General features: G+C 37.8%; 24 protein-coding genes and 1 other annotated feature. Of the genes, 6 read left to right on the top strand and 18 right to left on the bottom strand.

The window, feature by feature from the left end:
* Window position 1: 1 nt before the first annotated feature.
* Window positions 2–1,324: a PTS sugar transporter subunit IIC gene (locus R8495_RS02190; protein ID WP_317635931.1), complete on the top strand. Its 1,323-nt coding sequence runs from the start codon at window positions 2–4 to the stop codon at window positions 1,322–1,324.
* 33 nt (window positions 1,325–1,357) lie between these two features.
* Here the strand turns inward: R8495_RS02190 and R8495_RS02185 are convergent, their stop codons facing one another.
* The 5 genes from R8495_RS02185 to R8495_RS02165 all read right to left on the bottom strand — a co-directional run bounded on the left by R8495_RS02185 (window position 1,358) and on the right by R8495_RS02165 (window position 6,291).
* The gene (locus tag R8495_RS02185; protein WP_317635930.1) at window positions 1,358–2,137 is read right to left on the bottom strand and encodes a carbon-nitrogen family hydrolase; all 780 of its coding nucleotides are present in this window, start codon (window positions 2,135–2,137) and stop codon (window positions 1,358–1,360) included.
* 19 nt (window positions 2,138–2,156) lie between these two features.
* Complete coding sequence (locus tag R8495_RS02180) at window positions 2,157–3,455, bottom strand: pyrimidine-nucleoside phosphorylase (protein ID WP_317635929.1); 1,299 nt, start codon at window positions 3,453–3,455, stop codon at window positions 2,157–2,159.
* A gap of 11 nt (window positions 3,456–3,466) precedes the next feature.
* The gene (locus R8495_RS02175) at window positions 3,467–4,657 is read right to left on the bottom strand and encodes a phosphopentomutase (protein ID WP_317635928.1); all 1,191 of its coding nucleotides are present in this window, start codon (window positions 4,655–4,657) and stop codon (window positions 3,467–3,469) included.
* Between the two features lie 4 nt (window positions 4,658–4,661).
* Window positions 4,662–5,327 carry a deoxyribose-phosphate aldolase gene (deoC, locus tag R8495_RS02170; protein ID WP_317635927.1) on the bottom strand — a complete coding sequence of 222 codons (666 nt, stop codon included), beginning with the start codon at window positions 5,325–5,327 and terminating at the stop codon, window positions 4,662–4,664.
* 76 nt (window positions 5,328–5,403) lie between these two features.
* Window positions 5,404–6,291 (bottom strand): helix-turn-helix domain-containing protein, encoded by an 888-nt coding sequence (locus tag R8495_RS02165; protein WP_317635926.1) that lies wholly within the window; start codon window positions 6,289–6,291, stop codon window positions 5,404–5,406.
* Window positions 6,292–6,386: 95 nt separating this feature from the next.
* Here R8495_RS02165 and proC point away from each other — a divergent pair, with 95 nt between their 5' ends.
* Window positions 6,387–7,184: a pyrroline-5-carboxylate reductase gene (gene proC, locus R8495_RS02160; RefSeq protein WP_317635925.1), complete on the top strand. Its 798-nt coding sequence runs from the start codon at window positions 6,387–6,389 to the stop codon at window positions 7,182–7,184.
* A 32-nt stretch (window positions 7,185–7,216) separates the two neighbouring features.
* On the opposite strand, the gene R8495_RS02155 is transcribed toward proC, so the two are convergent.
* Both R8495_RS02155 and R8495_RS02150 read right to left on the bottom strand, forming a co-directional pair.
* Window positions 7,217–7,837 carry an NAD(P)H-dependent oxidoreductase gene (locus tag R8495_RS02155; protein WP_317635924.1) on the bottom strand — a complete coding sequence of 207 codons (621 nt, stop codon included), beginning with the start codon at window positions 7,835–7,837 and terminating at the stop codon, window positions 7,217–7,219.
* On the bottom strand, window positions 7,798–8,379 hold the full coding sequence (locus R8495_RS02150) for a TetR/AcrR family transcriptional regulator (protein WP_317635923.1): 582 nt from the start codon (window positions 8,377–8,379) through the stop codon (window positions 7,798–7,800). The genes R8495_RS02155 and R8495_RS02150 overlap by 40 nt, the downstream gene beginning before the upstream one ends.
* Window positions 8,380–8,706: 327 nt before the next feature.
* On the opposite strand from R8495_RS02150, the gene R8495_RS02145 reads away from it, so the two are divergent.
* From R8495_RS02145 to R8495_RS02135, 3 genes are all read left to right on the top strand, one after another.
* Window positions 8,707–10,149, top strand: a complete 1,443-nt coding sequence (locus tag R8495_RS02145; protein ID WP_317635922.1) for a 6-phospho-beta-glucosidase — start codon at window positions 8,707–8,709, stop codon at window positions 10,147–10,149.
* Between the two features lie 12 nt (window positions 10,150–10,161).
* A complete protein-coding gene (celB, locus tag R8495_RS02140; protein ID WP_317635921.1) occupies window positions 10,162–11,457 on the top strand; it encodes a PTS cellobiose transporter subunit IIC in 1,296 nt (431 codons plus the stop codon).
* 103 nt (window positions 11,458–11,560) lie between these two features.
* On the top strand, window positions 11,561–12,271 hold the full coding sequence (locus tag R8495_RS02135) for a MurR/RpiR family transcriptional regulator (protein ID WP_317635920.1): 711 nt from the start codon (window positions 11,561–11,563) through the stop codon (window positions 12,269–12,271).
* A 100-nt stretch (window positions 12,272–12,371) separates the two neighbouring features.
* On the opposite strand, the gene R8495_RS02130 is transcribed toward R8495_RS02135, so the two are convergent.
* The 7 genes from R8495_RS02130 to R8495_RS02100 form a co-directional block, all read right to left on the bottom strand.
* A complete protein-coding gene (locus R8495_RS02130; RefSeq protein WP_317635919.1) occupies window positions 12,372–12,992 on the bottom strand; it encodes a plasmid pRiA4b ORF-3 family protein in 621 nt (206 codons plus the stop codon).
* 528 nt (window positions 12,993–13,520) lie between these two features.
* Window positions 13,521–14,909: an asparagine--tRNA ligase gene (gene asnS, locus R8495_RS02125; protein WP_317635918.1), complete on the bottom strand. Its 1,389-nt coding sequence runs from the start codon at window positions 14,907–14,909 to the stop codon at window positions 13,521–13,523.
* Between the two features lie 44 nt (window positions 14,910–14,953).
* Window positions 14,954–15,190: a binding site (T-box leader), on the bottom strand.
* A 54-nt stretch (window positions 15,191–15,244) separates the two neighbouring features.
* Complete coding sequence (locus tag R8495_RS02120) at window positions 15,245–15,874, bottom strand: plasmid pRiA4b ORF-3 family protein (RefSeq protein WP_317635917.1); 630 nt, start codon at window positions 15,872–15,874, stop codon at window positions 15,245–15,247.
* Window positions 15,875–16,026: 152 nt separating this feature from the next.
* A complete protein-coding gene (locus R8495_RS02115) occupies window positions 16,027–17,016 on the bottom strand; it encodes a D-2-hydroxyacid dehydrogenase (protein ID WP_317635916.1) in 990 nt (329 codons plus the stop codon).
* 353 nt (window positions 17,017–17,369) lie between these two features.
* Complete coding sequence (locus R8495_RS02110; RefSeq protein ID WP_317635915.1) at window positions 17,370–18,134, bottom strand: DUF4767 domain-containing protein; 765 nt, start codon at window positions 18,132–18,134, stop codon at window positions 17,370–17,372.
* Window positions 18,135–18,148: 14 nt separating this feature from the next.
* A complete protein-coding gene (locus R8495_RS02105; protein ID WP_317635914.1) occupies window positions 18,149–18,424 on the bottom strand; it encodes a hypothetical protein in 276 nt (91 codons plus the stop codon).
* A gap of 173 nt (window positions 18,425–18,597) precedes the next feature.
* Window positions 18,598–20,385 (bottom strand): beta-glucoside-specific PTS transporter subunit IIABC, encoded by a 1,788-nt coding sequence (locus R8495_RS02100; protein ID WP_317635913.1) that lies wholly within the window; start codon window positions 20,383–20,385, stop codon window positions 18,598–18,600.
* 289 nt (window positions 20,386–20,674) lie between these two features.
* Here R8495_RS02100 and R8495_RS02095 point away from each other — a divergent pair, with 289 nt between their 5' ends.
* Window positions 20,675–21,052: a hypothetical protein gene (locus tag R8495_RS02095; RefSeq protein ID WP_317635912.1), complete on the top strand. Its 378-nt coding sequence runs from the start codon at window positions 20,675–20,677 to the stop codon at window positions 21,050–21,052.
* 43 nt (window positions 21,053–21,095) lie between these two features.
* Here R8495_RS02095 and R8495_RS02090 read toward each other — a convergent pair whose 3' ends face one another.
* The 4 genes from R8495_RS02090 to R8495_RS02075 all read right to left on the bottom strand — a co-directional run bounded on the left by R8495_RS02090 (window position 21,096) and on the right by R8495_RS02075 (window position 24,467).
* Window positions 21,096–21,173 (bottom strand): type II toxin-antitoxin system YoeB family toxin, encoded by a 78-nt coding sequence (locus R8495_RS02090; protein ID WP_317636569.1) that lies wholly within the window; start codon window positions 21,171–21,173, stop codon window positions 21,096–21,098.
* Entirely contained in the window at window positions 21,169–21,666 is a 498-nt protein-coding gene (locus R8495_RS02085; RefSeq protein WP_317635911.1) for a TetR/AcrR family transcriptional regulator, read from the bottom strand. The genes R8495_RS02090 and R8495_RS02085 overlap by 5 nt, the downstream gene beginning before the upstream one ends.
* Before the next feature lie 491 nt (window positions 21,667–22,157).
* Entirely contained in the window at window positions 22,158–22,532 is a 375-nt protein-coding gene (locus R8495_RS02080; RefSeq protein WP_317636568.1) for an FtsX-like permease family protein, read from the bottom strand.
* A gap of 219 nt (window positions 22,533–22,751) precedes the next feature.
* A complete protein-coding gene (locus R8495_RS02075; protein ID WP_317635910.1) occupies window positions 22,752–24,467 on the bottom strand; it encodes an ABC transporter permease in 1,716 nt (571 codons plus the stop codon).
* Window positions 24,468–24,471 lie beyond the last annotated feature (4 nt).

Genomic DNA, 24,471 nt, shown 5'->3' with positions numbered 1-24,471 from the left:
AATGGATGAAAGCAACAAATCAAGTTTTGGCAAAAGATTTTTAGATAAATTTACTGCAGTCTCAGTAAAGATTGGTAACCAAGTTCACTTAAGATCGCTCCGTGATGCGTTTGCCACCACTATGCCTCTATTTATTCTTGCTGGATTGGGAGTGCTGGCTAATAACGTCATCTTTCCGCTATTTGCTCACGGCAAGACTTTGGCTGATCTGCAAGTGTGGGGTACCAATATCACTAACGGAACTTTAAATATTGCGGGTCTCGCCTTAGCTCCCGTGATTGGATATATTCTATCAACTAATAAGCAATTTAAAAACGGGATTTTACCAGCAATCATTTCTTTAGCTAGCCTCATCATTATGATGCCTGGAAGTATTAGTTTAAATACCGTCAAAGACGCTAAACCTGTAAGTGTTACTGGCGGGCTATCATTTGCTAACTTAGGAACCACCGGGATGTTTTCCGGTATTATCATCGGGCTTTTAGCTACTGAATTATTTATTTGGTTCTCAAAAATGAAGCACTTAAAAATCAATTTGGGCGATAATATTCCGCCTGCTGTTTCTGCTTCATTTAATGATTTAATTCCATCAATGTTGACCTTGAGTATTTTCGCTCTAATTGCCGCCTTACTAAGCGTTTTTGCCCATACTAATTTAATTGATCTCATTACTAATCTAATCCAAGAACCTTTGCGCGGACTGACGACTAGTTTACCAGGAATGTTAATCATTTATAGTGCCGGTAACTTTCTATTTACCTTAGGAATTCACCAGTCTGTTATTAACGGCACTCTCTTAGATCCATTGCTCTTAATTAATATGAACAAAAATATGGCAGCTTTTGCCGCTCATAAGCCGGTTCCCTATATTTTGACCACAACTTTCCGTGATGTCTTTGGGATGATTGGTGGAACTGGGTCAACACTTTGTCTTTTAATTGCTATTTTCATTTTCTCAAAAGTAAAAGCCAACAAAGAAATTGCCAGCTTGGCTTTAGCTCCCGGAATTTTCAATATCAACGAACCCGTCATTTTCGGATATCCAATTGTGTTTAACATTCCAATGATGATCCCGTTTGTTTTGATGCCAGTGATCGGTAATTTAATTGCTTATTTCTGCACTTCGATTGGACTGATGAATCGAGTCGTCGTCATGACTCCATGGACAACTCCACCGTTACTTAACGCTTACCTTTGTACCGGCGGAGATTGGCGTGCAGTACTAATTCAGATCTTAATTATTGTAATTGGCGTCTTCTTCTATCTTCCATTTATGCTTATCAGCGAAAGGGTCATGAAGAAACAAGCCGAACTCCAAAGCTAACAAAAAAGCCAAGCATAATCCGCTTGGTTTTTTTTAATAGTAAAGTTCGGTTCTCCGATCAGCAAAAACTGGCATTTGTCCCCGTACTTGTTTAACTGTAGATTCATCAAATTCACAGATCATCAGCTGTTCTTCTTCGCCCGCCTCGGCGATAATTTCACCTAACGGATCGACAATCAGTGAATCCCCGCCAAATTCATTATCCATGTCACTTCCGACTCGATTAACAGCAACAACAAATGCTTGATTTTCAATCGCCCTGGCTTGGAGCAAAAGGCGCCACTGTTTAATTCTCGCTGTGGGCCACTCAGCACTCACAAAAATAATTTGCGCCCCTTTGGCTGCCATTTTACGCAACCACTCAGGGAACCGAATATCATAACAAATCACTCCCGTTGAAAGTACTCCATCAACGGAAAATATATTTTCCTTCGAACCTGCCATAATATATCGATCTTCGGCCATTAAGCCAAAACGGTGAACTTTGTCATAGCTTCCGATCAATTCTCCTGCTCGATTAAAAATCATCATTTCATTGTAGAAATTGTTGTCACGAGCTAATGCCACCGAACCGCCTACTATGTTAAGGTGATAAGCTTTCGCCAATTTGCCTAATTCAGTCTTAGTTCTTTGACCAAGCGGATCTGCCAATTCATTTAAATGATCTAAAGCATAGCCCGTGTTCCACATCTCAGGCAAGACTACCACATCGGATCCTTCTTGCGCCGATTTTTCAATCACTTTTTCAACAAATCTGAAATTAAAATCGGGATCAGCTAATTTGATATCCATTTGTGCTAAAGCTACTCGCAATATTACCACCTCCTAAATTTTATTCAATTATTTCATAAATCATCTTTGGCGGATTTACTTCCGTTCCAATTTCAAGATGATCGTAGAGAAGCTCTAAAACGTCGTCAATATCTTCTCGGTTACTATAGATTGTCATTAACGACTCACCTTCTTGGACGGGATCCCCAACCTTCTTATGAAGATCAATTCCGACTGAATAGTCTAGCTGATCATCAACTCTCTGTCGTCCGCCACCTAACATCATACTAGCAATCCCAACTTCATCTGCGCTAAGTTTGGTCAACAAACCGCTTTGTTTAGCTGGAAGTTCAATGTGATATTTGGCCTGCGGCATAATTGAGTAATCATCAATAACTCGCTCATCGGCACCTTGAGCTTTAAGCATTGCACGAAACTTCTCCAAGGCGCTCCCATCCTCGATAGTTTTTTCTAACATTGCGTAAGCTTCATTAAAATTAGTCGCTTTTTGGCCCAAAATTGCCATATAACTGCCGAGAGTTAGCGTGATCTCTTTGAGATCCTCGGGACCTTCTCCTTTGAGTAAATCAATCGATTCTTCAATTTCTAGCGAATTGCCAACTTTATTGCCTAGCGGCTGACTCATATCAGTAATGACGGCGATACATTTCATTCCAACGCCTCTACCGATTTCCACCAAAGCGTGAGCCAACTCTTGCGCTTCTGCCAAAGTTTTCATAAATGCGCCCGAACCGGTTTTAACATCAATAACGAGCGCATCAGTGCCCGAAGCAATTTTCTTACTCATAATTGAACTCGAAATAAGCGGAATCGAGTCCACCGTATCAGTCACATCACGCAAAGCGTAAATTTTTTTATCAGCTGGGGCAATATTGCCCGTCGTCCCGACAATGGCAAGTCCAATATCTTTAACTTGCTCAATAAACTGTTCTTTTGTTTGTTCAACTTGATATCCTGGAATGGCTTCTAATTTATCCAAAGTTCCGCCAGTATTTCCCAAACCTCGCCCTGAAATCATCGGATCAGGAATTCCGGCCGCTGCCACGATCGGTGCCAGCGGAATACTAACTTTGTCGCCGATTCCGCCAGTTGAGTGCTTATCAACCTTGATACCAGGAATTGCTGATAAGTCTAACCGCTCGCCCGAATTGAGCATCTTCATCGTCAAATTTGTCCGCTCACGATCAGTCATATTTTTATAATAAATCGCCATTAAAAGCGCGCTGATCTGATAAGCAGGAATACTGCCGTCAACAAAACCCGAAACAAAAAAATCGATTTCTTTGTCAGTCAGTTCTCCGCCGTTACGTTTTTTATGAATTACATCGACCATTCTCATCTTGCGTTCTCCTATTTCAAATCCGCCAAAAAGCTTGTTCCAACATCGCTTCCTTTGACCTCAAAATTATCTAAAATCGTTGCTCCCAAATCTGCAAAAGTTTTGCGGATTCCAAGAGAGCCTGTCTCTTTCATGCTTGGTGAAAATGCCAAAAGCGGCACAAACTCCCGTGTATGATCGGTTCCTCTAAACGTCGGATCGTTACCATGATCAGCGGTAATCATCAACAAATCATCATCTTTTAAAACTGCAAGAACTTGACCGATTCGCTCATCAAGCTCCATTAAAGCCTTCGCATATCCTGTTGGATTACGGCGATGACCATACATCGCATCAAAATCAACAAGATTAACAAAGCAAAATCCTTTAAAATCCTCAGTTAAGACGTGATCAAGATGATCCATCCCATCCATATTGCTTTCATTATGATATCCTTCATCAATGCCTTGACCAGAAAAAATATCATTAATTTTGCCGATGCCAACTGTATGAAGCTGATGTTCCTGTAAATAATCTAAAACTGTCTTCCCATCAGGCTCCAAAGAAAAGTCGTGCCGATTAGCAGTCCGAGTGAAATGATCTTTATCAGGACCAATATAAGGACGAGCGATCACCCGCCCGATTAAATACTCAGGCCCATTGACTAAAGAGCGCGCATATTCACAAATTCGATACAATTCTTTAACAGGGATTATTTCCTCATGAGCAGCAATTTGCAGGACCGAATCGCCAGAAGTATAAACAATTAGATCGCCTGTCTTCATCTGTTCTTCACCTAATTCTTCGAGAATTTTCGTCCCTGAAGCCGGTCGATTACCGATGATTTTTCGGCCCGAAAACTTTTCAATTTTAGCTAACAATTCTTCTGGAAAGCCGTTAGGAAAATAATCCAGTGGTTTAGTCACTGGTAACTCCATCATTTCCCAATGTCCGTCCATACTGTCTTTACCCGCTGAAATCTCAGCCATTTTTCCATAATAACCAAGCGGTGCTTCAGCGTTTAAAACTCCCTTGATTGGGTTATCCCGCAAGTTGGAAAGTCCCAGTTTGCCTAAATTAGGAAGCTTGAGCTCACCTTTAAGAGCTTCTCCTAGATGACCTAGTGTATCTGAACCGACATCATCAAACTTATCTGCATCAGGTGCAGCACCGGTTCCAACTGAATCCATTACGATCACAAAAATTCTTTGATATTTTGTCATTCTATTATTCCTCTGTCAAAATTTTCACGGTTGCACTAACTCCAAGTCGACTCGCACCTGCTTCAATCATCGCGAGCGCTTCTTTACGACTGTGAATTCCGCCTGATGCTTTAACTCCAAGATCCTTGCCCACAGTTTGCCTCATTAAAGCTACGTCTTCTACTTTAGCTCCGCTCGAACTAAATCCTGTGGAAGTTTTGACGTAGTCGGCACCAGCTGCCACCGCCAATTGACAGGCAGTAACAATTTGTTCCCGATTTAAAAATGAAGTTTCAATAATAACCTTCAACAATTTATTCTCACGGTGGACTTCTTCTGCAACCGCTTTGATATCAGATTCCACAAACTGAGAATTACCACCAACTAATTCACCAATATTTATTACCATATCAATCTCTTGGGCCCCAGCTGTAATTGCTTCTTTTGCCTCAAAGACTTTAGCTGACGTCGTAGTTGCTCCTAGTGGAAAACCAACGACTGCAATCGGCTTCACCGAAGATCCTGCCAAAAGTTTCTGAACTAAATGTATCCAATGGGCATTAACACAAACTGAAGCAGTATTGTATTTAATAGCTTCCATGCAAGTCTGTTCAATATCTCTTTGCGTTGCATTTGGCTGTAAATTGGTATGATCTAAATACTTAGCAAGTTGTTCCGTTGTTAAATTCAATTATTTAACCCCTTTCATTTTCAAAAACAATTCCTATTATATTCTGCTCGACTTTCTTATATATTTCAAGAAAATGCTAACTTTTTCGATATTGCTTTGGCGTTAAGCCGGTTTCTTGTTTAAACGTCTTATAAAAATGTGAAAGATCGTTATAACCGAGAAACTGTGCGATATTTTCAATCGTCAAATCACTTTCACGTAGCAATCTCCGTGCCAAATTAAAACGGTAACGTTTAAGAATCGTGCTTAAATTATCGCCGGTCTCTTTTTTGACCAACATTGAGATATAGTTTGGATGAACATGGAAGTGATTGGCCAATTGATCCAAAGAACAACTAGATAGATGATTTTGACAATAGTTCAAAATATTAACGGCTTTCAAAGAATAATCTTCTTGGCGGCTTTGATAAGATATTTTATCCTGATTGGTTGCTAATTCATCCAACAATAATGCACAAGCTGAGTTGGTGATCTCATTTTTCTGATAGCTCATTTTGACAATTTGGCGCAACAGTAAAAATGCTAAAATTCCAATCGTCGGTTCCGTATCAAAATCAAAAGCATAATCAAGTGGTTCAGCTGAGTTCTTTAAAAGCGCAAAAACTAAATCATCATTAGTAAGTGCGAGAGCGCGAGAAATAAAGTAATTAGTCTTAAATAGAAAGCAAATAAACTCACCATGCTGACCATTTACTAACTGAATTGGACCATTAGATAACCACACTTGATTACTTGTTAACTTAATTTTGCCGAGTTCAATTGAGCCTTTGATAACATAAATAAGCGCCACGACATGATTTTCAATTTGCGCCTGCGGACAATTCCGGTAGTAAAATCCGCTAATTAAACGCTTGGGGTTGTAATAGAAATCACTTACCTGTTGCTTTGAACTAGTTGCATCCGAAATATAACAATCCAGCTCGCGCAAAAAAGGAAATGATTCAATAAGATTAATCGTCTGCATTAAATTTGCCCATTTTTTGTTTAAGAAAAACCAATTAATATAATGATTGATTTTAGTATAGTAAAGAAAAACAAAAAAAGGAAGGACGATCAGAAATGAAATTAGGATTTATTGGCGCTGGAAAAATGGCAACTGCGCTATTAACTGGAATTGTTAAAACAAAAACTGTCGCAGCAAGTGACATCACCGTCTCAGATTTAAATTCAGACGCATTGAGTACAATCAAAGAGAAATTGGGAGTTAATGTCACCCAAAATAGTGCTCAAGTCGTTAGTCAAAGCGAAATTATTGTTCTTGCTGTTAAACCTAACGTTGTCTTGTCAATTTTAAATTCAGTTAAATCTCAAATTAAAGATCAACTAATTATCTCAATTGCCGCAGGACTCGACTTAACTCATTTACAAAGCTCAGTTAACCCTGATACTTCAATAGTTCGTGTAATGCCAAACCTAAACGCGACAGTTGGGGAAGCTGCCATCGCCATTTGCCATAACAATCGTGTTAATGAAGAACAACTAGCAACTGCCCACAGGCTACTTGAAAGCTCTGGCGAACTTTTTGATTTACCAGAAGATAAGTTTGGCTTATTTACAGCAATTTCCGGCAGCTCGCCGGCTTTTACTTTTCTTTATATCGACTCCCTTGCGCGTGCTGGGGTCAAGTACGGTTTGCCTAAGAAACTGGCGGACAAAATCGCAGCCCAAGCCGTTTTTGGTAGTGCAAAATTAATGCAGGAAACTGGTAAGAATCCGTGGGATTTAATCGATGACGTTTCATCTCCTGGCGGCACGACAGTTGCTGGCCTACTGGAAATGCAAGCAAACAATTTTCAAACCGCTGTTATTAAAGGCGTTGACGCAACAATTGCCCAAGACACCAAGCTAAATAAATAGAAAAAGCGCTGATGAATTTTCGTCAGCGTTTTTTAAAGTTTCATTTTAGAAATTTGGTTCAAAAAATGGATGCGCTGTTCTCTAGAAGAATGAGTAATGTTTCCGAAATTGATCCAACGCCCCTTCTTAATTCCTAATTGTTTTAAAGTTTTGTTAATAAAGATTTTTTTGATCCCATTACCACACAGAAATCGGTAATAAAGGGTCGGAGAAGTCGAAGTTGTAAAAACTATTGCCTGTTTTATTTGAGTTAACTCCCCCTTCACTCCCTTTGATGTTACCGTATGACTTAGCCCTGGCCCCTCTTTCATGACTTTGTCAATAAATCCCTTTAACATCCCTGGCACGTCATTCCACCAAATCGGCGTAATAAAAATCACTTGCCGCACACTTTGAAATAAATTTAAATATTTAAGAACAAGTGGATCTTGCGTTTTTCCTTCTTTAAAAAGGTGGAGCTCTTCCTCGTCATAGACAGGCATAAAATGATCTTGGTAAAGATCGATGACTTCATAAGAACGATGATTATTTTCAAGATTTTGGATAACTCGCTCTAAAATAGCGTGATTAAAGCTACCTTTGAAAGGATGGCAATAAATAATCAAATAGTCAATCATTTTGATGATTCCAAAAGGAATTGATTTAAAGTGCATCGCAACACTTCAGGTTCGTATTTAGTTATTTTTCGATCAAGCAAAACTGCATACCCCTGAATAAAAGCCCAAAACTGAACGAATAAAAAATTTTCGTCATGTTCTAAATTTGTTGATAAAGCTAATTCATGAATTAAATTGGTAATTAACGCTAACAGCGGAAACCGTTCAACTTCATCTGGCGAAAAACTTAAAGCTTTACTCGCTATGGGGTTAAAGAATAAGAAATTCATCAGGTGAGGTTGATCAGCAAAAGATTGCAATAATTGATTAGCAAAGATCAAAATTTTTTCTTTTGCAGAAGTAGAACTATTTTCTCTTATTGCCTGTTCAATATTTTGGTCAATTCGATTTGAAATAACCGCCGTTACCTCTGTAAAAAGCTCATCGCGACTTTTAAAATGCTTATAAAAAGCTCCTGTCGTTAATCCAACCTTACCAGCTAGCTTCCTTAACGATAGATCGTGATAATCAGCGTTTTGCAATTCGATAATTGTCGTTTCAACAATTTTGCATTTAGTATAATTAGTTTTTCCAGCCATGGATACCTCCCGCACAACAGGATAACACCGTTATCCTTTGGAGTCAAAACCCTGGTTTAGTGTTTCTAAAAAAGAATTTTCTGTTTCAAAACCAATTTTTCGCAGATTTTTGCATTTATATTTTTGCATAGATTTCATATTTTTTCATAAATTTTGTTCTCTACAAACCCTTTGAAATTACCTGATACGGTTGATCTCAAAAGAGTATCACTTATTTTTCTTGAAAAAAAGTGTTTCTTTTTCTGAAACGCATATCACTGCAGCTTGGTTGAAACGTCGACAAATTATGATAAATTAAGAATGAAACCGATACCAAGGAGGGAAAACATGAACCAAAAAAAAGGTTTACGAAGTGACTTTTTATGGGGAGGCGCAGTTGCTGCTCACCAGTTAGAAGGCGCTTGGCAAGAAGGGGGCAAAGGAATCAGTGTTGCTGATGTGATGACTGCCGGAGCAAACGGTGTTGAACGTCAAATCACTGACGGTGTCAAACCGGGCTTAAACTACCCCAACCACGAAGCGATTGATTTTTATCATCACTACCCTGAAGACATTAAGCTTTTCGCGGAGATGGGATTTAAGTGCTTTAGAACTTCAATTGCCTGGACTAGAATTTTTCCAAAAGGCGACGAAGCAACACCCAATGAAGAAGGTCTCCAGTTTTACGATGATCTTTTTGATGAATGTCTCAAATATAACATTGAGCCTGTAATCACTTTATCGCACTTTGAAATGCCATATTATTTAGTTGAAAATTATGGTGGCTGGCGTAACCGTAAGTTAATTGATTTCTTTGTAAATTTTGCAGAAGTCGTTTTCAAACGTTACAAAAATAAAGTTAAATATTGGATGACTTTTAACGAGATCAACAACCAAACCGATTACAAAAATAGTTTTGCAATTTTCACTAATTCGGGTCTTGTACCAAAGCCTGGTGAAAATATTGAGAAAACAATGTACCAAGCTGCTCATTATGAGTTAGTTGCGAGTGCAAAAGCCGTAAAAATCGGTCACGAAATCAATCCTGATTTCCAAATTGGCTCAATGATTGCAATGGTTCCGCTCTATCCAGCTTCACCAAAACCAGCTGACATCATGAAAGCTGAACGCGCAATGCAGAGCCGTTATTGGTTCCAAGATGTTCATTCGACTGGTAAATATCCAGCTTGGCTGACTAAATATCAAGAAGATCAAGATTGGGAAATGGACATCACTAAAGAGGACATGTCAGATTTAGCTCAAGGAACTGTCGACTACATTGGATTCAGTTATTACATGTCTCGCTGTGTTCAAGCTCAAGACAACGAACCGTTAAACTATCATTACCGTGAAGAGGAAGATAGCGTCCCTAACAAATATGTCAAAGCTTCGGAATGGGGCTGGCAAATTGACCCTGAGGGCTTACGTTATTCGATGAATTGGTTCAAAGATCGCTATGATATTCCTCAGTTCATCGTTGAAAATGGCTTCGGTGCTGTTGACAAAAAAGAAGCTGACGGCAGTGTCCATGATCAATATCGCATTGATTATCTGAAATCACACATTGAACAGATGAAACTTGCAGTTGAAGAAGATGGTGTTGATCTGATCGGCTACACTCCATGGGGCTGCATCGATTTAGTTTCAGCGGGAACTGGCCAAATGTCTAAGCGTTACGGATTCATCTACGTCGACAAAGACGATGAAGGTCACGGAACAATGGAACGCTCAAAGAAAGATTCGTTCGACTGGTTCAAAAAAGTGATCAGCTCAAACGGCGAAAATTTATAGTAGGTTAATAATATGTCTGAAAAATCAAATAATTTTTTAAATCAAAAGTTAATTCCATTCTTTAGTAAAATTGCTGCTTCTAGACATCTAGTAGCATTACGCGATGGAATGACCGCTGCAGTTCCGATGATTATTATCGGTTCTGTTTTCATGATCATTGCTCAATTTCCGATTCAAGGTTACCAAGATTTCATGGCAAATACTTTCGGTAAAAATTGGGCAACAATCGTTCAATACCCAACAAATGCATCTTTTCATATTATGGGTTTAATTGCAGTTGCTGGAATTTCTTATAACTTGGCTAAAAGTTATAAGGTCGACGCATTCTCTGCAATGATCGTGGGAATTGCTGCATTTATTTTAACAATTCCTTTAAAGACTGATAAAGCTGGTGCCCTTTGGGTTCCTTTAAACCAATTAGATTCTGCTGGTTTGTTTATCGCAATGATTGTTGGATTATTCATTACAGATCTATACGTATGGCTGATCCACAAGAATCTAACAATCAAAATGCCCGACACCGTTCCACCTGCTGTCAGTAACTCATTTGCAGCTCTTTTCCCCGGAGCAATCGCCTTACTTTTAGTCTGGGTTATTAGATTAGGTGTTGAAGCAACTCCAATGAAGAGTATTCCAAACGTTATCACCTTCTTCCTTGCAGGTCCATTAGGTCATGTAAGTAATACCTTAGCTGGTGCGTTTGTTATTGAATTGGTTGTTTGTATTTTATGGCTCTTCGGGATCCATGGAGCAAATGCGATCTCTGGCGTTGTTGATCCAATTTTATACGCAACAATGGCTCAAAATGCCGCAGCTCATGCTGCTGGTAAATCTTTGCCAAACATCGTTACTAAGCCATTCTTTGACAATTTCGTCAGAATTGGTGGCTGTGGTGCTACTTTAGGACTCGCAATTTTGATTGTTTTTGCTTCTAAGAGTAAAGAGTTCAAGACTTTGGGAGAATTAATTATTGGACCTGCAGTGTTTAACATTAATGAGCCAATCGTCTTTGGTTTACCAATTGTCTTGAATTACAAGATGGCAATTCCATTTATTTTGACCCCGCTAGCAAACATCACTTTAGCTTATTCAACGATGAAGTTTGGCCTCGTTGCTAAAACATCTGGCGTCTATGTTCCTTGGACAACTCCACCGATTATTTCAGGCTTTTTGTCTACTAACCATATCTCAGGAGCAGTTCTTCAAATCATCGAAATAATTATGGATATTGCGATTTACTATGCTTTCTTCAAGAGTTCTGATAAGGAAAAATATCAACGAGAACAAGCGGCTTCTGCTGTTGCCTAGTAATGTTAAAAAGCTTTTAATTTTCTAGCGAACGTTTGGAATTATTCAGTTCAAATGTTAAACTTTATCTTCATGAACGAACCCAAAAATAGAAAGTTTAACTATGGATGAAAAAACAGAGTTCACAAGAACTGAATGGAAAATTTATCAATATATCCTCACTCATCAAAAACAAGTCATTTCGTATAGTCTGCGCCAGTTAGCGCTCAAGCTGAAGGTTGCACCTGCATCTGTCGTAAGAACAATGAAGAAAATGGGATTTGAACATTATGATGACCTGTGTCTTCAGATCAGAAAAGAGAATCAATTAGACGATGTCGTGGATGATGTTACTTACCAAGCTAAGTATTATTTCAACCAACCAATGATTTCTAAATACGATCAACAGATCAAAGATTTTAAAGAAATAGCTGCCCATAGTACTGATTACCTTTTCTTTGGAATTGGCAGTTCTTCTGACTTAGCATCTTACGGGGCTCGCCAATTTGCTAATAACGGACAAAACGCTTTTGTAATTCATGACCCTTTTTACCCCATTCAAAGAAGTAATGGATCTTGTAAGGGTAAAACACTAATTGTTTTATCCGTTAGCGGTGAGACTCCTCAAGTTATTGAGCCGATGACAAGCTTCCAATCCAAAGGAGCAAAAGTTGTCAGCATCACCAACAGTTCCAATAACACCATCGCTAATTTATCTGATTTGAATTTCTGTTATCTATTGGAATCAAAAATAGTTAATAGTACTTTGAACTTAACAACTCAAATCCCGGTGGTGTATCTTTTAGAAAGACTATCACGATCAATTAACACTTAAAAAAAGACCTTATGGTCTTTTTTTATTTCCTAGAAAATCAATTTGCAATCCCAAACCGTTTTTGCAGATTTTTTTAAATAGAAAACTGTAAACTTTTTACTTAGTAATCTCCGATCCGATAATGATTTTCTAACTTCGTTATCTTATCATGCAAATTAGAGTTGCACTTTGCCAAATCAAAATTCGAAAGATCAGGCAATTGTCCTTCAAACCAATCACAGTAATACTGATAATCATTACTGTCTGCACTCTCTAACATTTGTTTGAACCTCATTAAACCCTCAACTCCCTGCAAATCTTCGATGATTCCATATCCCTCACCTTCTTCAACTTGTGGCATTTCTTGAGTTAAATCATCAACTATTTCACAATGTTGCAATTCTATTAAAACTTCCCAATTGCAACCAAAATCATAAACAAACATCAATTGAGGGTTATCTTCATTAATGACTGAGCGAATCTTTCGATCAAATACACTGTACCTCGTAGCATCTGAGCACAAATCAACGCGCGTTCCTGGAGACATCTCATAACTAATTAATTCACCATCAGTCCGATCTTCAAAATTGAACAAATGGCCTTCATCCATTTCATACAATGCCATAATTACATATGCTAATTGATCTAATGGCTTGTCGCCATCAACTCTAAAATTTCGCCATATTTTAGGTTTACAACCCACCAGCTTAGAATTAAACCGGTAAACATAATGATTGGCCATTTAATATCTCCTTGTTAAATTGCAAGCACGCCACTCTAATCAAAGTTGACGCCTTCAAAATGTTTTTTCTGAACAAGAGGACCGTCAAGATAACCAATATACGTAGCATGTGCCATTTAGATAACTTTTTCATTACGAAAAAAGAACTTTTAATCTCTGCTATATATTATACTAATGATAACATAATTACTGGTGTGAATCTATATTAAGCTTTAAGTGCTAATGCCGCAAAATAGCAAGGTGCGATTGGTTCATTTATATTTATTGGTAATTGGCAGTTGATCAAGCTATTTTCAGGTCAGAAACTTACAGGAATTTATCCCCCTAGCGCATCAAAATTATCGAAGCGCTATCAAAACGATCTTTTATGCTCATAAGCAACCCCCTTCAGGTGATTTTGAAATAAAGTTGCTCAACTACTTTTAAGCTGTTACCGTAGCGTTATTGTTAAATAGCATGCAACCCGCAAATAAATTTTAAACTTGTGATAATACTAAAAAAAGCCCTCACATGAGGACTTTCAATAATTTAGAATTCGGCATTACCTGGCGTCCGAGGGAAAGGAATCACGTCCCGGATATTTTCCATCCCGGTGACAAACATCAACAACCGCTCAAACCCAATTCCGAACCCAGAATGCTCCGTTTCGCCATATTTTCTTAATTCCAGATACCACTTGTAAGATTCAGGATCTAAATTAAAATCGGCAATTTTTTGTTCTAATTGGGCTACTCGCTCTTCACGCTGGCTTCCGCCCAATAACTCACCAATGCCGGGAACCAAGAGATCAACTGCTGCAACCGTCTTGCCGTCATCGTTATTGCGCATATAAAATGCTTTGATTTCTTTTGGATAATCCGTCACAAAAACTGGCTTCTGGAACACTTTTTCACATAAATAGCGTTCATGTTCTGTTTGAAAATCAATGCCCCACTTCACTGGATACTTAAACGATTCTTTTGATTCCAACAAATAATCGACCGCTTGCGTATAAGTAATTTTTTCGAATTTATTATTCGCTGTCGCCTCAAGGCGGTTGATTAGTTCTGAATCCACGTGATCATTTAGAAATTGAATTTCATCTGGTGCATTTTTCAAAACATATTTAATGACCGACTGTAACAATCCTTCAATCACTTCAATTACATCATGTAGATCCGCAAAAGCCATCTCCGGCTCGATCATCCAAAACTCAGCAGCGTGGCGAGTCGTATGCGAATCTTCCGCCCGAAAAGTTGGACCAAAAGTATAAATATTGCGTAATGCGAGCGCAAATGCTTCGCCCGTTAATTGACCACTAACCGTCAGATTGGTTTCTTTCTTGAAGAAGTCCTTGCTCTCGTCGACTTTTCCCTGATCATCTTTAGGTACGTTATCGAGATCTAATGTGGTCACTTGGAACATTTCGCCCGCACCTTCGGCGTCGCTACTCGTGATAATTGGCGTGTTAACGTAAACAAATCCATGTTCTTGCAAGTATTGATGAACTGCAAAAGCAACTAAAGAACGGATTTTGAAAACTGCGTAAAAAGTCTTAGTTCTTGGTCGCAAATGAGCAATCGTTCTCAAATATTCATAAGAATGCTGTTTTTTCTGCAACGGATAGTCTTCGTCAGATTGACCAACAACTTTAACGGCGCTGGCATGAATTTCAAACGGCTGCTGAGCTTTTGGCGTATCAACGACAGTTCCTGTAACTTGAATTGTTGTGCTGATCGTTAACTTGGAGATTTCTTCGTAATTTTCAAGATCAGCTTCAGCAATCACCTGCACATTTTGTAAACACGATCCGTCGTTCATTTCAATAAAACTTAACCGTTTCGTACTTCTGATCGTCTTGAGCCAGCCCGTTACAGTGACAGTCTCCTCACCATGTTCTTTCTTTTCATATAAATCTTTAATCACTACTTGTTCCATCTTCCACTCCTTATTTAGATAAATAAAAAGCCTTTCATCCTAATTCATAGGACGAAAAGCTGTTTTCGCGGTACCACCTAATTTGTTTAGTAAATAAACCTCTCATTAAGAGGACAAATCCTCTTACCAGGTAACGTCTTGGTTACGTCTAAGCCTACTAAACACATTTTTCAGTTAGAAACTCCGAAGGGTTCTTCCTCACGAAACTTTGATTGAGCTTCCACCATCCTCAACTCGCTAAACTTATTTTCGTGAGTACTCGTCTTCATCACCGCTTTATTGATCTAGATTTTTTTCTTAATCTAACACGCCAATTTGTTTTTGTCAAAGGGATGTTAAAGAAAGCCCTCTTCATAGGCCTGTTTGCTAACCCGGATTTGGTCGGACAAAAAAATATCACACTCCGCAAAATAGAAATAATTCAAATCAGGTAGTTCTCCCAACCACCGCCGATAAGACTCACGTTCTTCAGCGGGCCCATTTTGATACACCTGATAATATTCAGCCAATCCACCAACTCCGCCAATATCTTCAATGATGCCATAGCCCGCACCATCCTTCAACCGTGGCAATCCTCTGATTGACATTTCTTCGTAGGATGCTTCTTCAACAGTTACTAATATTTCCCAATCGCAACCCAAATCATAGCGAAATAAGAGGTGGTCGCGCTTTTCATCAAGACAATTATGGAGTTTCCAGGTGAACACATCCAAGCAGATATCGTCCATCAAATCAGGATACTCATCTTCTTGTAAAGTATATCTTAATTTCGTTTTACCCGCCTTGGCATCTTCGATTTCCTGCATAAATTCAAACAAGTGGGAGCTCTTCATTTTAAACATTGCAATTAAAGTATATCCGAGTTGAGCGAGCGTTTTTTCACCGTTAATGGTAAAAGTGCGCCAGATTTTTGGCTCAAATCCCAACAGTTCAGCGCGCATTTGATAAAGGTGATGTTTGACCAATTGTTTTCAACCCTCCATTTAAAAAGCCGCACTTTTTCAGGCACGACTTTCAGTTTGTAGCTCAACTCCTTAAAGTTAAGCTTTGAATTTTTCGTTTCTCTAAGCTAATCAGACATGAATCCCCGATAATGATAATTTTCCCCTAATGAAAATCAATTAACGATATGTTCGCTCCCTTTGCCTTCGATGATGCTCAAAGCATCATCGAGCGAGATGTCCACCATATTTTGAACCGCAATATTAGTATAAAAACCAATGTGCGGCGTCAAAATAACATTGACCATGCTGCGCAATTTCTTAAGCTGCTCGCTTGGCAATTCTTTGCCTCGCAAGTCAAAATTGAAGAAGTTTTCTTCACCGGTCAGCGTATCAAGAGCTGCTCCAGCAATTTGTTTATTTTCTAAAGCGCTAATAAGTGCATCTGTATCAATAACCGGTCCGCGGCATTCGTTGACAATATAAGCCGTTGGTTTCATCATGCTTAACGCTTCAGCATCAATCAAATTCTTCGAAGTTTCATTCAAATCAACGTGCAAGCAAATCACGTCAGATTCCCGCAAAACTTCCTCTTTGGATTTAAAAGTCAAAATATCATCCAACTTATGGTTAGGTTTAACATCGTAAGCAATTACTTTTGCACCCAAAGCATTAAACATTTGAGCACTAGTCGCGCCAATCCGTCCTGCACCAATAATACCAACAGTCAATGAATGAATTTCCGTTGACGGCAAGCCCGCCCAGCGAAAATCTTGTTCAGCCATCCGGGCGTCAAATTGCTGCAATTGCCGAATTAAGCGCATTGTGTGGGTCAAAGCGAGTTCTGCTACTGAACGAGGCGAGTAAGCTGGCACGTTAGTGACTTTCAAACCATTCTCTTTCGCAGCCTTCAAATCAAAATTATCAAAGCCCGCTGTTCGAGTGGTCAACTGTTTAAATCCCATCTCCTTGAGCTTGGGATAAACGCCACTTTCAATTACACCACGCTGCTGGATGACAACTCCATCGTATCCTTTGATCTGATCGATTGTCTCCATGTTAAGTTCCCCTTCGTTAATATCAACTTGGGAACCCGGATGACGTTTTTCCCAAGCCTTAATCGCTGGTACTTCATCATCACGAACACTAAACAAAATAAACTTCATGCATCTCTCCTTTTCTAATTTAAAAAGCCTAACAGGTTTTTGATCTGTTAGGCTACTTCTAAATTCTTTCTTGTGACCAAACAGATTCTAATTCTGGGACCTGTCAGGCTAAATTGCTCATTTAAATAAGCTTTCGTTCCTACAGGTGTCAAACACTCATCGGCGTGCTTGCACCTACCTAATCGATAAGTACAAACACTACCCCAAGAAACGAAAGTACAAATAACTATTCAATTGTCTTGGCTCATTAGTAAACATCAAATTTTGCTCCTGACTTTATTGAATGTTTAGTAGTTTAATATAAAAAGCACTTAATGTCAACGCTTTTTTGAATATTTATCCAAAAACAAGTATTAACTGTTGATAATATTTGCGAAACCATTTTGGAGTACTGCATTTTCTGTGTCAAAAAGACGCAAGATTCCTCCATTTGTTGTTGGAGTATAATACACCGCTGGCTTGCCATTATGAAGCGTAAACAAGTAAGTAATCATGTGCATACTCACTGGCTGTCTAATCGCTGCTGCAACCACTTGATACTCAGATCCATTGTTTCCGTTATTCGACCAAGTCAAATTAATCGGTTGACCATTCAACGTTACTCTTTCCCGCAGGTTTTGATTGTTAATATCGGCTGGAAAGATGAATCCATAGTGATTAACTTCCTGTCCGTCGTAAGTCGCCACATAAGTTTGACCCATTTCAGCTTGCCATTTCTTCATAAACGCAGATAGGCGCTGATTTTTCTCGTCGCTCCATAGCGCACTGGATTTTTGAGGTTGAGCTTTTTCTACGGGCGTGGCACGGACTGGTTGACTTGCTGGCTGCGAAGTTGCAACTTGTGTGACCGCAGCACTTTGAGCCTGAGTAGTTTGAGCTTCACTAGGATTAACTTGACTTGGCTCGCTACTTGCAGACGCTTCCTTGGGTACTTCGCTCGATTTTTTGGCTGCAGCCTTTTTCTTCTTTGAAGAAGTCTTTTTGACAGACTTCTTAGTTGAACTTGAAGACTGACTAGAACTCTTACTTTCGGCACTCGATTTAGATGAACATCCAACTGCCGTAGTCAGCGCTCCTAATAGCATTAAACTCGTTAATGCTCCTTTAAATTTTCTCATTTTGTTCTCCTTAATTAAACAAACGGGATGTAAAATCCAGCAGCGTTGCAAATTGAAATATTATTCTCGCTGATTTTAGTAGTTTCAATTATTAATTTCTTCAATCGTTCTGGCGATAAAGTGGTTTCTACTCTCAAACTAGACCCAGATGAAATTAACCAATCACCTACTTTTTTTAACTCACTAAAGTCATTTACGCTGATTGACTCTCCATCTGTGAAAGAAATTATTAAATCTACTTCCCCAAATCCCTCTTCTAAAAGTTTATTAACCTTATTTATTAAATGCATCGCATCCTCCAGTCAAAAGTTCAGACTTCTTAACCAATTAAATAAAACGCTTACCTCTAAAGTATACAGAATAAAGTAAGAATGTGCAAACTTTATCACTAAAAGAAATATGTCAAACTCTCATCTATACTTTAAAGGCCTAAAAAAAAGCCTCATCGATGCGAGGCTTTCAATTATTCAGTGATTAAACTAACTTTATTTTGATCATTTAACACAATTTGATCATGCTTGGTATTGATGGCAATTAGAATGACCGTCGGGTCATATCCTTCTTCTCGGATTAAATCAAAATCAACTTCAATGAGCGGTTCACCGACTTCAACTCGTTGATTTTCTTTCACCAAAGTTTTAAAACCCTTACCTTTGAGTTTAGTTGTATCAATCCCGACATGAATCAAGAATTCCTGGCCTTTGTCATCAGTCAGACCAATCGCATGACCGGTCGGATAAATCATCGTGATTTTAGCTGCAACCGGCGCCGTAATTATACTGCTGCTTGGTTCAATTGCAATCCCACTGCCGAGGCTCTCACTGGCAAAAACTTGATCATTAACTTCAGACAATGGAATAATCGTACCTTCTACAACTGGTTTTAACTCTTGATTATGTTCAGGTTCTTCTATAACTGCAAAGAAGTAAGTAAAAACAAATGAGAGCACAACCGCAATAACTGCCGTAATGCAAGCATTAAGGAAATTATTAGGATTCTTTCCAATAAAGATCGGTAACGTAAAGACGCCCGGAGCGCCAAAAGCATAACGAACAACTTTAGTGATTCCAGCATATAAGCCCGCAATCCCACCAGCTGCCATTACACATCCTAAAACTCGCTTATACTTTAAAGTTATCCCGTAAAGTGCAGGTTCAGTGATCCCGGAAAATGCAGTTATCGTAGCTGAAATTGCCACTTCCCGTGCTTTAAGATTTTTTTCTTTAAAAGAAATTGCCAATGCTGCTCCAGCTTGGGCTAAATTGCTGGCAAGTGATCCCGGGCCAGAAATATTTTCATATCCATATTTAGCAAACTGTGTCGTCGCAATAGGGAGCAGCGAAATATGCATTCCAACCATTACTAACAGTGGATTAAATGCTCCCATTAACAATGGAATCAGCCACGGTGCGTACTTATTAAGGAAGTTGACGATCTCAAACAAGCCGTCGCCCAACAAGCTTCCGATCGGTCCAATAATAATGAGTGCAACCGGTGCTGTAATTAAAACGATCAAAAGCGGTTTAAGCATCGTTTTCACGACGTTTGGAATATACTTTTCAGCAAAACGGTCGACATAACTCATAAACCAAACTACCAAAATAATCGGAATTACGCTGCTGCCATATGACACAAGCCGAATTGGCATGCCAAAGAGGGCAATTGGATTTTTTGCCGTGACCATTGCTGTAAAACTCGGATGGAGCATCACCCCAGCAATCATCATTGCCAAGTACTGATTGGTCCGGAATCTTTTGGCTGCACTACTAGCAAGCATAAATGGCAGAAAATAAAATGCAGCATCGGCCATAAAATTCAAAATCTGATAATTAACGCTCTCCTTGTTTAAGCCAAAAAGAACCAAAATTGCCAAAAGGACTTTAAACATCCCGCCTGCAATTAATGCGACGATAATTGGTGACATAATACTGACGATTGCGTTTAGCATTCGTTTAAAAATATTTGTTTCCTTTGAATCGTTGTTATTATCGCCATGCTCTTGAATCTGGTAATTCTTCATGATTTCTTGGTAATAAGCGCCAACATTGCCGCCAATCACAATCTGAGCTTCATCGCCTGAATCTACAGCGCTCAATACCTCGGGTATGTTTTCTAGCGCCTTAATATCAAATTTACTTTTGTCGACCAAATTAAAGCGCAGCCGGGTTGCACAATGATAAAGATTGGTAACATTTTCGACCCCGCCGACATATTTCATGATTTGATCGGTAACTTCTTTGTTTGAACTCAATTTTCTCTCCTTTTATTGGGTTGTTATGAATGATCAAATATCTACGCACCTAATTAATAAAAAAACAGGAAAGATTCTCTAATCCCAGTTAAATATTAAGGGGTCAATCAAGTCTTGCCTGCATTACCAGTAACATTTACTTTTTGATATTTATTCACATGGTTGCAATTCTAACATAACGAATTATTTACTGCAATTTAACGGTCTAATAAAGTTTGAATAAAGGTTCATCAATTATCTTAGTTACATTGATTGATCAATCGATAAAAATTTTATGGAGGAAAATATTTTGAAAAAAATTGTAATTTTAACTATAAGTGCTGCTATGCTTTCTGTTGGTGGCGTAACTGTTTTTGCTGCAACGGGTTTTAATGATCTTAAAGGGACTATCAGCGACAGAGGCGAAATGAAGTATAGCACCGACAACGGGAAAAACTGGAGCACCAAAGCGCCTGCCGGAACTAAAGTCACTAAGGATCAAAGCGGCGTCACTTCAATCAGCACAGGAAATGCTGGCGAAGCGCCTAAACCTGACGACTCAGCCGAAGTGAAAGACGAATCCAGCATCGGGGTTAAAACCGAAGACGGTAAGACTATGTACTCGGTTGATGGCGGAAAGACTTGGAGCGAATCAATTCCTAAAGGTTACGAAAATTCTTTTAAATAAATATTGCATTTAAAAATCCAGCCTTTGACAGCTGGATTTTTGTTTAGTAATGGTATTTCAATTGAATTATTTGAATTCGGTCTGAGGTCACGGCGTAGACTAAACGATTTTTTTGATCAATTCTCCGTGACCAAAATCCCGCTAAGCCATGTTACGAGAGTACCGCTTATTCCTCCAACAATAAAACTTACCCGAAATTTGTTTTTCAACGGGTCCCTAGAATTGCTAATGATTTGATAATCTAAGTTGAAATCAGTAACTTGGTTCTGCAAAATTTCAATAAATCGTTGGTAGATTTTTCTTTTAATCAAGAGCCGAATAATCAATTTTTGTTTCCAATGAAAATCAATTAACAATTTGAAATAATAATCCCTATCCTGTCGAACAGGTAAAGACTGAGTATAATCTTGAATGAATAAATTAAACATTCTGCGGCAACCATAATCAAAGAGATCATCTTTTCTTTTGAAATGCTTGTAAAAAGTCTTTCGACTAAAACCGGAATGTTGCACAATTTTTTTAATTGTAAGCTCCGCATAACTATTTGTTTCTAACAGTTCAATTAATGAATTCCAAAGCTGAATTTTTGATTGTTCTGCATTTTTTTTATTCATTCGTTTACCCAATGGCTCTCTCGTGAGAGTCAATATTATTTATACATAATTAAAGCGTATCCCAATATTTATAATTTTGGTTTTTGTTTTTCCGTAAATTACAATCTAATTTTATAATCACTATATAACTCAGTAGATATATCTCGCTGATAAACTGCATCAATTCATTAAAAATATATAAATCGAGTTTTATTAATGATATAACTTTTACTATTAGGTCTATAAACATCAAAGGGAAAGTTAACCAATAATACATTTTCATTATCGGTGTGTACTTAGTGGGATATTTCTCCATCAAGACTTCAAACTTCATTTTTTTCATTTGGTAAACCTCCCCTAAAGCATTACAAAATATGCTATTAATGCTACTAAATAGAAGAATTTATACTGATGAGTTAGCATTCCTTAAATTTACTGAATTGAATGAATACTTAATTTTTTTATATGAACAATAACCATAATTTTTTAATTAAAATCTCAAATACAACAATCTAATCAATACTCTTAAGCGCCGATGCCATGTCGACTTGTTTGATGTGATGTGAAATTAACCATGCAATTAATACTACATTAACGAATAGAATCCCACCAGCGATCACTAGACCTCCGATACTTATATAAGAGAAAAATTCACTTGTATCACTGTCCGCAATCGAAACGTAAACCTTCAAAAATGCTAATCCTAAAGGAATACCAATTACAGTTCCTTCCACCCAAGTTAACAAATTATCTTTAACTATTATTGACCGAATCTCATTCAATCTAAAGCCCAATACCCTCATTGTTGCATATTCGCGATACCTTTCAGTAAAGGTTAACATTCCTAAGTTATACAAGACAAACCAGCTTAAGAATAGTGAAAACACGATTAACAATACTATAATACTTTTGAATGAATCTAACAATTTATTAGTGTCATTTAAATTTTCATCAATAGTTTTTACTTGATCAACGGATTTATTATTCCTGATCGATTTAGTAATGTTGTGAGTTGTATAAATTGAGGTCGGAACAAATGGCTGTTTAAGATCTTCCCAATAATTTTTACTTAAATAAATTCCTTGCGGTGAACTGATTTTAATAATTCATAAAATTGGAACTATTTTTTTGTTACCCATCGCTGCACTATTAATCTCGATATTATCGCCAGTTTTGATATGTAATTTTTTTGCTACAAAATTAGTCACATATACCCCTTTTTTGGCTTGAAGATCAACGGTTCGATTACTTTCTAGCGGTAGTTTTAAATAAATTCCTTTTGAAATTATATTGCCTGAGTTCACAACTTCTCCCTGCGATGTTCGAATATTTAATGCAGTTTGTTCAATTTCTTGAGAATCATCACCCAACTTATTTTTCAAATTTCTAAAAGCTTCTTGATGTTTGAGAGGAGAAACCTTTAATTCTGTCTTATATTGAAAAACATTTGTATAGGTTTCATGGTTAGTTTTATTCAAAGACTGCTGAATGCCAATACTAGCAATCAAAAGAATCAAAGATCCAACAATTCCAATCACTCCAATTAATTCCTTCGATCTTGCCCTTGATTTATCTCTTAAAACCCATTTCCAATTCCAACGCAGATTGCTCCAAAAATTTGGAAAATATTCGAAAATATTCTTTGAAGAACTGGCGATCGTTTCTTTTTGCAATATTTCAGCAGTCTTGCTTCTTAAAATCTGCATCACTTTCCAAATTGATGCCATCAAACTGATTAAAACTAAGACCCCTAGGATTATCCATGTTAAGTTGCTATTTCTCGCCTGCCACACAGGAATACCGAAAAGCGGTTCTTGTTTACTTAAAATTAGCTTTGAAATGAATTCCATTCCTAAAAATGCCCCAGCTAGTCCACCAAGAAAAGTGCTGATAACTCCATAAACACTATAGTGAGCAACTATCGATATCTTCTTTAGTCCTAATGCCCGAAAAAGTCCAATAATATTTCTTTGATTACTGACCAATCTTGAAATCGTTGTTTGAGTCACCATTAATACCAACATGAATAATATCAGGCTAAACATTACTGCCATCTTTTTTATGCTTTTATACTTGTTGATGAATTTAGACACATTATTAAAAGAGTTTCGGTCGACCAAAGAAATTACTTTTGTTGACAAAGAATTTCTGGTATCTTTTTGTAACCTTTCCTCTGAATAACCCTTGTTTTTTGTAACCAATACTTGATTAAATTTCTTAGGGGATACTGGCATTGTTTTAGTGTTAGTTATCACATAACCATATTTCTTATGATCTGAAATTATATTATTAGGGCCAGTATAACCAATATAATTTGGACTAACAACAAGTCCTTTAATTTCAAAAGATTCTTTTCCATTCCCCGAATCTAATTCAATATAATCACCAACATGATATTTATTTGATTTTGCAAACTCCTCGTCAAGCCAAACACCCTCTGTTTCAAAAGAAATCTTCTTTCCCGATACAATATCGGGCTTAGAAATCTTGTTATTGTTGATGACGACTGTTTGTAACATCTTTTTTGATTTTGTAGACCCAGTGTAAGAGTTAAATACATATTGTTTTTGAACATCATTAACACTTTTTTTCTTTAATAATTTGTGAATATCATTAGAATTTGTGCCTTTAACCGTTACCCACTCATCTGCCATCTTAGAGCTTTGAGCCCATGAATTAAATTCATGCTTCATTCCATTACTCGCCGAATACAATCCTGCAAAAACTAAAATACTAATTAGCGAAAGAATAAAGATCGAAAAAAATTCTGAAAAATTACTTTTAAAATCTTTTAAGTTTTTATGTAATAAAATTTTAAACATAATC

It is taken from the genome of Xylocopilactobacillus apicola (assembly GCF_033095985.1).
GTDB classification, from domain to species: Bacteria; Bacillota; Bacilli; order Lactobacillales; family Lactobacillaceae; genus Xylocopilactobacillus; species Xylocopilactobacillus apicola.
Note: the sequence above shows the minus strand (reverse complement) of the source record. Positions and strands in the feature narration are given on the sequence as shown.

Bases quoted from the DNA above. Each gene is read 5' to 3' on its own strand.
- R8495_RS02190 (WP_317635931.1), top strand. From the start codon at position 2: ATGGATGAAAGCAACAAATCAAGTTTTGGCAAAAGATTTTTAGATAAA.
- R8495_RS02180 (WP_317635929.1), bottom strand. From the start codon at position 3,455: ATGAGAATGGTCGATGTAATTCATAAAAAACGTAACGGCGGAGAACTG.
- R8495_RS02175 (WP_317635928.1), bottom strand. From the start codon at position 4,657: ATGACAAAATATCAAAGAATTTTTGTGATCGTAATGGATTCAGTTGGA.
- R8495_RS02165 (WP_317635926.1), bottom strand. From the start codon at position 6,291: ATGCAGACGATTAATCTTATTGAATCATTTCCTTTTTTGCGCGAGCTG.
- proC (WP_317635925.1), top strand. From the start codon at position 6,387: ATGAAATTAGGATTTATTGGCGCTGGAAAAATGGCAACTGCGCTATTA.
- R8495_RS02155 (WP_317635924.1), bottom strand. From the start codon at position 7,837: ATGCACTTTAAATCAATTCCTTTTGGAATCATCAAAATGATTGACTAT.
- R8495_RS02150 (WP_317635923.1), bottom strand. From the start codon at position 8,379: ATGGCTGGAAAAACTAATTATACTAAATGCAAAATTGTTGAAACGACA.
- R8495_RS02145 (WP_317635922.1), top strand. From the start codon at position 8,707: ATGAACCAAAAAAAAGGTTTACGAAGTGACTTTTTATGGGGAGGCGCA.
- celB (WP_317635921.1), top strand. From the start codon at position 10,162: ATGTCTGAAAAATCAAATAATTTTTTAAATCAAAAGTTAATTCCATTC.
- R8495_RS02135 (WP_317635920.1), top strand. From the start codon at position 11,561: ATGGATGAAAAAACAGAGTTCACAAGAACTGAATGGAAAATTTATCAA.
- R8495_RS02130 (WP_317635919.1), bottom strand. From the start codon at position 12,992: ATGGCCAATCATTATGTTTACCGGTTTAATTCTAAGCTGGTGGGTTGT.
- asnS (WP_317635918.1), bottom strand. From the start codon at position 14,909: ATGGAACAAGTAGTGATTAAAGATTTATATGAAAAGAAAGAACATGGT.
- R8495_RS02115 (WP_317635916.1), bottom strand. From the start codon at position 17,016: ATGAAGTTTATTTTGTTTAGTGTTCGTGATGATGAAGTACCAGCGATT.
- R8495_RS02110 (WP_317635915.1), bottom strand. From the start codon at position 18,134: ATGAGAAAATTTAAAGGAGCATTAACGAGTTTAATGCTATTAGGAGCG.
- R8495_RS02105 (WP_317635914.1), bottom strand. From the start codon at position 18,424: ATGCATTTAATAAATAAGGTTAATAAACTTTTAGAAGAGGGATTTGGG.
- R8495_RS02085 (WP_317635911.1), bottom strand. From the start codon at position 21,666: ATGAATAAAAAAAATGCAGAACAATCAAAAATTCAGCTTTGGAATTCA.
- R8495_RS02075 (WP_317635910.1), bottom strand. From the start codon at position 24,467: ATGTTTAAAATTTTATTACATAAAAACTTAAAAGATTTTAAAAGTAAT.